The sequence below is a fragment of the Mucilaginibacter pedocola genome, from assembly GCF_002013915.1.
In the GTDB taxonomy this organism is placed as follows: Bacteria; Bacteroidota; Bacteroidia; order Sphingobacteriales; family Sphingobacteriaceae; genus Mucilaginibacter; species Mucilaginibacter pedocola.
On record NZ_MBTF01000003.1, the window covers coordinates 287,161 to 299,348 of the forward strand.

The window sequence follows — 12,188 nt, forward strand, 5'->3', positions numbered from 1 at the left end:
TATGGCATTGTTAAAAAGACTATTTGTTTTCCTTACGGCAGGGTATTTACTTACCTCGTTTAAGGAAAAAGAGACTACTTGGGTAGCCATAGGCGATTCGATAACTTATTTGAACGACCATCTCGACGAAACGGGCAACCGTGTCACCAAAGGCTATTTAACACGGGTAACAGAGCAATTGCCCGGGCTGCAATACATCAATAAAGGTTTCAACGGGTGGACATCGGGAGGCATCGCCAAAAGGATAGACAGCTTGGGTTTAACTAAGGCAGACATCTATTCGGTGTTTTTAGGCACCAATGACTGGTGGCAGGGCAGGCCCGTAGGTACCCTTGATGATTACAAGAACAATAAGGGTAACATCTCAGTATACGGCTCTTACCGCATCATCATTAATAAACTGCGCAGCCTAAACCCGGAAGCCAAAATACTGCTGATAACGCCCATGCAACGCGGCGACTTTGTTTACCTGGCCGATCATAACAACAATGCCTATGGCTCCTATAAAGACAAAAACGGGCAGTCGCTGGAAGCCTTTGCTAATGCTATCGATTCAATTGGCGCATTCGAGCATATCCCGGTTGTTGACCTTTATCATAACAAACAGCTGAAGCCGGAGAACATGGTAAAGTTCAAACGCCTGAAAGACCCGCAAACAGGAGTGTACACCAACTATAAGTACCCGGAATATACACAACCTGCCTACAACCCTGCAACTGATGAGTACCCATACCCATTAGAAGCTATCAACCTAACTTATGATGGTTTGCATCCGTCGGACAAGGGCAATGCTATAATTACGAAGGCTATTGTTAAAAAGTTGAAATAGCGCCTCACGTTGTCGCTCCAACCATAGCGATGGGTTTCAAACTTATCGCTATGGTTTCATAAAATAATACATTCCCATTTCCCTGCCCCTTCAGGCGTCCACGCCTGAAGGTAAAATTCTGCCAGCGTCCACGCTGGCGAAAGTCGTGAGCGTGGACGCTCAAAAATGTTCTCATCCAGGCGTGGACGCCTGGACGGGCGTTAGGGCATATGGAACCATAGCGATGGGTTTCAAACCCATCGCTATGGTTCCATAAATAATACATTCCCAATTCGCGTAAATAACCTATCAATATACCGTAATCACGGTATATGCCGGATGCGGTATGCTATCTATATTGCATTGCCAATTAAACTTCCCGGCATATTAAATATTTGTTCTTTTTTTATGAGTAATGTGTATCATGTAGCTTAATATCAGTAGGCTGTGTTTTGGGAGGGATGTTGGTATTGCAAGCGTAAGCCGCAATAATAATATGAAAACCCAAATCCACACTTAATATGAAAGTTGCCTCCTTATTCACAGTACTTGCTGCATTAAGCTTAAGCGCCAACGCCCAGCAGCGCGGCACCGGCGCGGTTTTCAGTGCCGAAAGCATTGCGGCCACACCCCAAAAAGTAACCTTATCCTTAAGAAGTTTTCGCGGATTACCTGCCTCTGCCAGCCTGGAGCGCTTTGCCCCAACCCCCGGCGACCAGGGTAACCACGGCACCTGCGTGGCCTTTGCCAACGGCTACTCGGTAGGTACCATTTTATACAACAAAACCCATAACCTTACAGATCAGGCCCTGAAGGACAAGTATGCTTACTCGGCCACCTACCTATACGAGCAAATAAAACGCGCCGGCGATAGCGATTGCCAGGAAGGTACCGACCCCATAAAGGCGTTGGTTACCATGATAACCGGAGGCGATGCCCTTTACCGCCGCGTACCTTACGTTTGCAACTACGTAGTAACCGACCAGATACGCGCCGAAGCCGCAAATTACAAAATACAGGATGCCGCCATATTGTTCGCCGCCCAGGGGATGATGAAGGACGATAAGTATGTAAAATCTAACGAAGATATGGTGGCTTCGGTTAAGAAAGCATTGGCCGAAGGTTCACCGGTATCGGGCGGTTTTCATATACCTGAAACATTCTTCCGCATCAAATCAGATGTTTGGTACCCGGATGCTAACGAGGCGGCCGGTAACTGGAAGCACAATGGCCACGCTATGGCTATTATTGGTTACGATGATAACAAAGCGGGCGGTTCTTTCCGCATTATGAACAGCTGGGGCACCGGCTGGGCCGATGGTGGCTTTGTATGGATGCGTTATTCGGATTTCACCCGCTGGTGCGTATTGGCCCTGCAGGTATTTGGCAATCCCAACACCCAGCCTCCTGATGAAGCGCCAAAACCACAACCAAAACCCGTTCCGCCGCCAACACCTGCACCAACACCAACCCCTGCACCAACTCCGGCTCCTGAACCTAAGCCCGAGCCAAAACCACAACCTGTGCCCGATGCAGGTACTTTCGCGCTCAGCGGCAGCATGGAATTTAAACTAAATACCGGCGACGATATGCCCGTGAACAAGATATCGACCCGTAACCTTACGGTAGAAGATGACTCGAAAGATGCTAAGGAAGATCTGGTAGCCTACACCATGGCCAATACTTACAGCAGCGGTACTAAATTCCGCTTCATGATGAATATTGATGCCGAAGCCTATGTATACGCATTTGCTACCGACTTAACCGGTAAAGTGAACCTGATATTGCCATATGATGCATCGGTATCAACCCACGTTGGCGCTAACAGTACCATTGCCTTCCCATCGGATACTAAAGTGATACAGATGGATGAGCAGAAAGGTGTTGATTACCTGCTGGTGCTTTACTCGGCACAAAAACTGGATGCGCCTGCCATTGTAGAGAAAATGAACAGCATGAAAGGCGGCCTGAGCCACAAAATAAAAACCGTGCTGGGCAACAAACTTATCGATAAGAGCAAGATAAATTACGCCGGCGATAAGGTAGGTTTCAGCACCAAACCATTATCAACCCGCAACCTCACCGTAACCGACGATGACGACAAAAGGCCAACCACAGGCAGCGTAGTGCCCCTGATGGTTGAGATAAAACACCAGTAATTCATCTTCTATTAAAACCCCTGAAGGTATGAAGAAGGGCCTTTGGCTGGCGCTCGCCCTGTTGGGCAGCGCCTTGGCCGGTTACAGCCAAACCGGCAATATCGTTATCCCGAACGGCAATGCCGAACAGATAAGATTTGTATTGCTTGATAAGCAAAGCAAATACTTATACACGGTAGAAAGCCCCAAAGCGGTGATGTGGGATGCCAAAACTCATGAACAATTGTATAGCTGGCCACTGGCTATGGAATATATAAAAGATGCTCAGGTAAGCCATGACGGCACTATACTGGCTATTGCCGGGCTTAGCGATGTTACTTTTTTCTCCACCGTAACAGGCAAGAAGCTATTCACTACCGATTCTTCTCTGGGCGGCAGAAACTGTAAATTCTCTGCGGATGATAAAACCATATACCGCTACAAGAGGGGGATTATTGCTGTTGATATAGCCACTCAAGCAGAAACAGAGTTGATACCCGACGACGGTTACGACGATCCCCAACTGGAACTGTTGGACGATGGCCGCATCATAACCCATAGCGACAGGGGCTGGAAGATATGGAACCTCGCGCAAAAAAAGAAAGAGTTCGAATACAAGTATACCAGGCAGGCCAAGGAGACTTACTTGCCGGCAATGAAAGCAATAGCCGGACCGGCCGAAGGCTCGGGCATAGCCTTCCGGGATATGAATACAGGGAAAGTGCTGAAAACGCTGCCGGTAATGACCAACAATTACAAGTTGTTCCCATCGGTAAACAACAAGGATTTCATATTTAACGATGGGGCTTTCGAAAGCTACCTGTACACCGTTTACAACGGCGAAACGTTTTTGCCTGTCAAGAAATTCGACGCCGGCGGAAATTTAAATGAGGGGTATTTTACGGGTGCACAACATACTATGTACGCCACGCATTATTCGGAAGTTTTTTTGCTGAATACAACGACCGGCAAATCAGGAGCGGCGTTTAAAAAACTGGTGTCGGACCTGGGGCGCGATGTGTTCTCGAGCATGGAGTATGATTTCAGGACCGGCATCCTGAATATTATTACAGACGACTCGGTGTACAGGAGCATCAACATGGTGAAGCTGAATCCTTTCAGGCGTAAGCCACTGCCCATTTTTACCGATATGATAACCTTTAGCCCTACCGGCGATACCATTGCAGTGTTCGACGATCACAAGGGTTATATCAAGGATATCAAAGCCAATAAATTCATCCAACCGGCTATAAAACTTATAGATGAAGCTGCATCTACCGAGCGCAAGAATTTCTTTTTCGATGCCTCGGGCACGCAGGTATACTTTACCACCTTTAATGTAAAACGGCAGCTGTATACGCTGAATAAAATAGGAGTGAAGTCGGGCTTGATAACAAAGGTCTTCGATTTTACCAACCTGTTGTTCCCTTACATTCATCCTGATAAGAGTATGTTGGCGGCTATAGAAGCTGGCAGCCCTAAAGTTTGGAACCTGGCGACGGGTAAGGTAATATTCGCACCAAAGATAGCAGGGGGTAATGCGGAGTTTATTTCACTCTCGAATGATAAAAAACGGGTACTGATAGTGCACGATAGCGCCACCGAGATATATGATATGGCCACAGGGAGCATGCTGTCGCGCTCGGAAGGCTATGCGCCTTTAACCCAGTTTGCAATATACGCCTGCACGCCCGATCTCTCCATGGTTTTTCAGTGCCGCGCCGACGGGCAGATAGATGCTATAAATGCGCAGGGTAAATATGCTTACAGCAGGCACGAACACACCTCGTCGGTACGCCGGGCTTTGTTTTCGCCCGATAGCCGGATAATGTACACCATCTCCGACGATGAATCCATTAAAGTATGGCAGCCCCAAACCGGCAAATTGCTGGGTACGTTGTATCTGTTTAACGATGGTAACGACTTTGTTTTTATAGACCCTTACGGCCGTTTTGATGGTACCGAGGGCGGCATGAAACGGATGTACTACTTCCGTAACCGCGTGAAGGTATCGTTGGATGTTGTTTACGAACGTTTTTACACGCCCAACCTGTACCAGCGCTTGGTAAATGGCGAAGATTTTCCGCCGATAGATATCATCATCAATCCGCAGCCAAAAGTGCGCATCAGTTATGCAGAGGTCTCCCGTAACCTGAACGTGGTAGAGGATAAAGTGCAAACCTATAACAACACTACCGGCGTGGCTGAAATAACCGTCAATGCCAGTGCCGAGAATGATAAGGTAGACGAGATACGCCTGTTCCACAATGGTAAAATAGTGAACCTGGCCACGCGCGGTTTGTTTGTAACCGATAACAATACAGGTACCGATACCAAGAAGTACACGCTGAATTTATTGCCCGGCGTAAATAACATCCGCGCGGTGGCCCTCAACAGCCAGCGCACCGAGAGCGAGCCGGATGAGATACTGGTAAACTATAAAGTAGCAGGCCAGCCCGATGCGCCTGTGCCAGTGAACAATAACAAAGCTATAATTGCACAGGTAGACAAAAATGCCACCATGCATTTGGTGGTGATCGGCATCAACGCCTATAAGAACCCGAAAATGAGCCTCAACTACGCGCTGGCAGATGCTACGGCTTTTAAAGATGAAGCCGAGAAGGATGCTAAAACCATCATCAGCAACTTAAAAACATACTTTGTTACCGATGATAAAGCCGATAAAAATGGCATAGTAGCTGCCTTTACCGAAGTGCAGAAGAACGCTAAGCCGCAGGACGTATTTGTGTTCTACTACGCCGGGCACGGCGTCATCAGCGAGAAGAACAAGGAGTTTTACCTCGTCCCCAATAACGTTACCGACTTGAAGAACGTGGATGAAGCGCTGGCACAGAACGGTATCCCCTCAAAAATGCTGCAGCAGTATGCCATTGATATCCCTGCGCAAAAACAGGTTTTCATATTGGATGCCTGCCAGAGTGCCGGGGCATTTCAGCAACTATTGGCCGCAGATGGCGACCAGCAAAAGAACCTTGCCGTTGTTGCCCGTAGCACGGGTACGCATTGGATAGCCGCCAGCGGCAGCCAGCAATTTGCGCAGGAGTTCGCACAGTTAGGTCACGGTGCTTTCACCTACGTATTGCTCAAAGCCATGCAGGGCGAGGCAGCGAGTAATAAAATGATAACCATAAACGGGCTGAAAAACTTTTTGCAGGTGCAGGTGCCCGGGCTGATGAAGAAGTATAACGGCGCCCCGCAATACCCGGCTACTTATGGCTATGGGAATGACTTCCCGGTAGAAGTAATGAAATAATTATCGAATGAGATGAAGAGAATTATCCTGATCATTTGCCTTTGCTTTTTTGTCGCAGTTTCTGTTATGGCTCAAACGGGCAACATCATTATACCAAGCGGGCATGCAAAACCCGTAAGCAGTATTGTGGTGGATAAGCAGGGCAAATACATGTATACCCTCGAATCGAACAAGGTGATCATGTGGGACGTGAAAACCCACGATCAGCTTTACACATTCGAAAATGGGGGTAAGGATATCATACTGAGTAACGACGGTACCAAAATGATACTCTTTGGTAGCTGTTATTCAACAGTGACGGGTAAGCTACTGTTTAAGATGGGCGGTTCTTCTAACACGTTCGCCTTTTCGCCGGATGATACTAAAATATACATTATCGGCAGCAGCCTTATTATTGCCGATGCCAATACAGGCAAAGGCGAAGAAATATTAAAAACGCCGGGGTTTGGTTACTCCCTCAGCGCCTTCGTTTTGGAGGATGGCCGTTTATTAGCGTACGACAACACTGCCTGGCGAATTTACGACCTTGCTCAAAAAAAACTGGACTTTGAGTACAAAGCAGAATATCTCAACTCCATGGTTTACTTGCCAACCCTGCACGCCATGGCTAACTACCTACCCGAGAAGCCCGTAAACATCAGGGATATTTATACCGGGAAAGTACTCAGCACACTAAAGCATACCGAGAGCCAGCCTCTGCTTATCCCATCTGCAGATAACACGGAGTTTATTTATTACGATGGCAATATGATCACCAACACTTTCACCATTTACAATGGCGAAACCTGGCTGCCAGTAAAACGGATAACAGCGCTTTCCACAGGTTATTACAATGGCAGTACCGGGCGGCTTTTTGCGGTTAAAGGTGTTGATATTGATGTGATAAATGTAAAAACGGGGGCAAAGTTGGCAACGTTCAAGCGCCAGGTGGCAGATCTGGGGGGCGATATCTTCAGTTCTCTGCAATATAATTACTCAACGGCCACGCTCAATATCGTTACCGACGATTCGGTTTACAAAAGCATCGATATGGTAAAGCTAAAACCCTTTAGGCATAAGCCTATTGCTAACATGAGCGTTATGGCTTTTAGTACCACGGGCGATACCGTTGCTATATTCAGCGGGTATAAAAGTTTGACATTGAAGAATATCAAAACCGGGAAATTGCTGTTGACCGTTAAGAAACTTATTGATGAAGCGTCTACCAACGAGCGGGATAACTTTTTCTTTAACGAAACGGGGACAGAGCTTTATTACACCCTTTTTAGCATTCCAAAACAACGCTGTACCATTTACCGGATGAACACCAAAACAGGTGTTACGGTGCCCCTCATCAGTTTTATTGGTACCCGTAACCCGAAACTTACTCCGGATAAAAGCATGCTTGCCGCGATAGATGAAGGTTACCAATACGACCATGCCAAAGTTTGGGACATTACCTCCGGTAAACTATTGTTCGATAAAAATATGGGGGAGGATAGCCATAACTATATCTCTGTATCTGCTAATAAAAAACAGGTGTTGTTTACCCGCAACGGCACGCCCGAATTATACGACATTGCAGCCGGAGCACTGGTAAACAAATTTAAAGTTTCGCTTGGGCACGATGTGGTAAACGCCACGCCTGATCTCTCCACATTTGTCACGGGTAGTGTTAACGGTTTTATAACCGCCTATAAAGCCGATGGTACACAACTTTATAGCGTATCCGGGCATTTGGCGCAGGTACGACGAATTTTGTTCTCGCAGGATGCCGCCTTGATGTACACCGTAGCCGAAGACCAAACCATAAAAGTTTGGCAAACCCAAACGGGCAAACTGTTGGGTACGCTGTATTTGTTTAACGATGGCGACGACTTTGTTTTTATAGACCCCTACGGTCGTTTTGATGGTACCGAAGGGGGGATGAAGCGCATGTACTACTTCCGCAACCGAATAAAAGTATCGCTGGATGTGGTATATGAACGGTTTTACACGCCGAATCTTTACCAGCGCCTGGTAAATGGCGAAGATTTCCCGCCGATAGATATCATCATCAACCCGCAGCCAAAAGTACGCATCAATTATGCCGAAGTTGCCCGTAACCTTAACGTGGTGGAGGATAAGGTGCAAACCTATAACAACACCACCGGCGTAGCAGAGATCACGGTAAATGCCAGCGCCGAGAATGATAAGGTAGACGAGATACGCCTGTTCCACAACGGTAAGATAGTGAACCTGGCCACCCGTGGTTTATTTGTTACCGATAACAGCACCGGTACCGATACCAAAAAATATACCCTTAACCTGTTGCCGGGCGTTAACAGCATCCGTGCGGTAGCTCTTAACAGCCAGCGCACCGAAAGCCGCCCCGACGAAATAACCGTAAACTACAAAGCCGCCGGCCAGCCTAACCTTCCTGTGCCTGCAAACAATGGTACTAACGGTGTGCTTGCTCAGGTTGACCGTAATGCTACTATGCATTTGGTGGTAGTGGGCATCAATGCCTATAAAAACCCCAAGATGAGTTTGAACTACGCTTTGGCAGATGCTACGGCATTTAAGAACGAGGCCGAGAAAGATGCCAAAACTATTATCACCAATGTAAAAACCTATTTTGTTACCGATGCACAGGCCGATAAAAACGGCATAACCGCAGCCTTTGCCGAGGTGCAAAAGAACGCCAAACCGCAGGACGTATTTGTTTTCTATTACGCCGGCCACGGCGTTATCAGCGATAAAAACAAGGAGTTTTACCTGGTACCTAATGATGTAACCGACCTGAAGAATGTGGACGAGGCGCTTGCTCAAAATGGCATCCCGTCAAAAATGCTGCAGCAGTATGCTATAGATATTTCGGCGCAAAAACAGGTGTTTATTTTAGATGCCTGCCAAAGCGCAGGAGCCTTTCAGCAACTGATGACCAACGATGCCAACCAACAAAAGAACCTGGCCGTTGTGGCACGTAGCACGGGTACACATTGGATAGCCGCCAGCGGCAGCCAGCAATTTGCGCAGGAGTTTGCGCAACTGGGGCACGGCGCATTCACCTACGTATTGCTTAAAGCCATGCAGGGCGAGGCCGCCAGCAACAAAATGGTAACCATAAACGGGCTCAAAAACTTTTTACAGGTACAGGTGCCCGACCTGATGAAGAAATACAACGGCGCGCCGCAATACCCCGCCACTTATGGCTACGGCAGCGATTTCCCGGTAGAGATGATGAAATAGAAAATTGACCTATGAGAAAAATATTATACATCCTAACCTTATTTATAAGCACCGCAGCATTTGCGCAAACAGGTAATTTGGTTGCACCCACCGGCGGGCAGGTAAGCTATGTGGTTGCCGATAAACAAGGTAAATACATTTACACCGTTGGCGGCGGAAAATTAATTATGTGGGACAGGAAACGCCACATTCAGTTACGCACCTTTCAAAACACAACGATAACAGATTACGCCGAAAAGTTTTTTCCTGTTTCGGTATCAGATGATGGCGAAGTATTGATAGATAATTCAAAATCGCAGTTTGGTTTTTCTACCGTTACCGGGGAGAACCTGAAGTTTGATTATGGTAAAATTAAAAAAGGTACTAACGAGGCCTACAGCTACGATGTAAGGGGCGTGATGAGAACCGACTTGAAAACCCTGCAACCTGAACTGTACATACCCGACCCCGGCGCAAAATTAGGGCTTGCGGTAACGCGGCTGCTGAACGGCGGTACGCAGATGATGGCTTACGATAATGAGCAATTTAAGCTTTGGGATCTGCAAAAAAAAATACTGCTAAGCAGTTTTAAGTTTGCTCACTATAACAAAGAAGCGCATTACATTGAACGTACCGGGCGTTTTGTTACGTTGAGTAAAAATGGCTCTTTTTATGATGTGTATGATGTAAACACAGGTAAACTGCTTACCAGCAACAGCCTCGAAAAAACCAACGAGTTCTCCTTTTGTGTATCCGAAGAAGGTAATCAAGCGATAACCCTTTCGGAAGATTCGGAATCGCCGGCTTTTTTAAAGATTTATGATATCGAAGGCTGGGTGCTTAAGAAAACTATTTCGATACCAAAGCGCCACGAGATATACTTTTTTTCGGAGAAAGAGAACAGCGTTTTAATAGGAGACTCGCCCATCAGCACCACACTCTCTACGTTCGATCTGGCCACGCGGTCGATCAAGCCAACCTATGAGAGCCGCCTTGCTGATCTCTGGCGGCCGCTTAAAACTTATGAGGGCGTAGATGTTGCCGACCGGAAAAAACAGTTCAACCTGCAATATTTCGCCAACAATACTTTACTCACGCTGGATACCCGCCGCATGATGCCGCTTAGTATCAAGAAACTGAAGCCTTACCCTGAGGATTGGTATTTGCGCAGCAATAGCGGAGACACCGTTGCCTATACCGTGTATGGTGAGGGTGCGTTCCTCAAAAACATATCAACCGGTAAGCTATTACCAAAAATGGATGGCAATTGGGATGTGATAGGCGATGATGTTCCGATGTTTTTTAGTAATGATGGTAATTGGATATACTATCAGGCAGAAGACCGTGTAAAAGAGAAGAAATATTTCAGGAAATTGAACCTGAAGACTGGCCTCAAAGCCAACGTGCTTACTTACAATAACGCCAGGATGGCTTTTATAACCGAAGACCAGAAAGCAATGGTGGCGCACGAATGGGATGATAAAGGTAACCGCATTACGGGCTGGAACCTGCAAACCGGGCAGGTGATGATGAGCATACCATATAAAGAAGGCTTTGATGACCCTAAATTGGAATACCTCGCCCTCTCGGCAGATAAAAAGCGGTTGATGGTAATTATAGGCTCATATATAAAAATGTATGATGTAGCTACTAAAACTTTGCTATCCACTTCAGAACAATTAGCGCCTTCCGACAAATTTGTTGCCAACAACGACCTCTCTTTACTTGTAGATATTGACTACCGTGGGTATATAACCATCCATGATGCCTTAGGCAAGCGGCTGTTCTCTGCGCAAACCTCTACACAGGTAAATAACGTTAGCTTTTTAGATGATAAAAGAACAATTATCACTAACAATGCTGATGGCGCTGTACAAGCGTTCGATATCCCCTCTAAAAAACTTTACGGTACTTTTTACCAATTTAAAGGCAGTAACGATTGGGTATTTATAGCACCCACAGGCCATTTTGATGGCACAGAAGGCGGGATGAAAAGGCTTTATTACCTCAGCGGCCGTAATGTTATCCCGCTGGATAAAGTTTACGAAATGGCCTACACGCCTCACCTTTACGAGCGCCTTTATGCTGGCGAAACCTTTAAGAATATCGATGTCAAATTTAACGCGTTGCCTGTTGCGCGGATCAGCTACGCACAAGTAACCCGTAATTTAAACGTGGTAGAAGATAAGGTGCAAACCTATACCAACACCACCGGCCTTGCAGAAATTACGGTGAACGCCAGTGCCGAGAATGATAAGATAGACGAGATACGCCTGTTCCACAATGGTAAGATAGTGAATTTGGCTACACGCGGGCTGTTCGTTACCGATAACACTACAGGTACTGATACAAAGAAATATACTTTGAATTTGCTGCCCGGCGCAAACAATATCCGCGCGGTTGCCCTCAACAGTCAGCGCACTGAGAGCGAGCCCGACGAGATACTTGTTAACTATAACAGCGGCGCGCAAGCCAATACGCCACCTGTTTTGAACAATGGTGCCACAGGTCCCGTAGCGACGGTGGATAAAGATGCCACTATGCATTTGGTGGTCGTAGGTATCAACGCTTATAAAAATCCCAAGATGAGCCTGAACTACGCTTTAGCAGATGCAACGGCGTTTAAGAACGAAGCAGAAAAGGATGCCAAAACCATCACTACCAACCTGAAAACCTATTTTGTTACCGATGCGCAGGCCGATAAAAATGGCATCACCGCCGCCTTTGCCGAAGTGCAGAAGAACGCTAAGCCGCAGGATGTATTTGTGTTTTACTACGC

The 12,188-nt window shown here is 46.8% G+C and carries 5 protein-coding genes; all 5 read left to right on the forward strand.

The annotated features are described in order from the left end of the window. Position 1: 1 nt before the first annotated feature. Positions 2–829, forward strand: coding sequence for an SGNH/GDSL hydrolase family protein (locus tag BC343_RS06985; protein WP_078347032.1), 828 nt, complete (start codon positions 2–4; stop codon positions 827–829). Positions 830–1,329: 500 nt separating this feature from the next. Next, positions 1,330–2,967, forward strand: coding sequence for a C1 family peptidase (locus BC343_RS06990; RefSeq protein ID WP_078347033.1), 1,638 nt, complete (start codon positions 1,330–1,332; stop codon positions 2,965–2,967). A 28-nt stretch (positions 2,968–2,995) separates the two neighbouring features. Then, on the forward strand, positions 2,996–6,220 hold the full coding sequence (locus BC343_RS06995; protein ID WP_078347034.1) for a caspase family protein: 3,225 nt from the start codon (positions 2,996–2,998) through the stop codon (positions 6,218–6,220). A gap of 12 nt (positions 6,221–6,232) precedes the next feature. Further along, positions 6,233–9,430, forward strand: coding sequence for a caspase family protein (locus BC343_RS07000; RefSeq protein WP_078347035.1), 3,198 nt, complete (start codon positions 6,233–6,235; stop codon positions 9,428–9,430). Positions 9,431–9,441: 11 nt separating this feature from the next. Then, on the forward strand, positions 9,442–12,188 hold a 2,747-nt coding region (locus tag BC343_RS07005; protein ID WP_143822087.1), incomplete at its 3' end, for a hypothetical protein.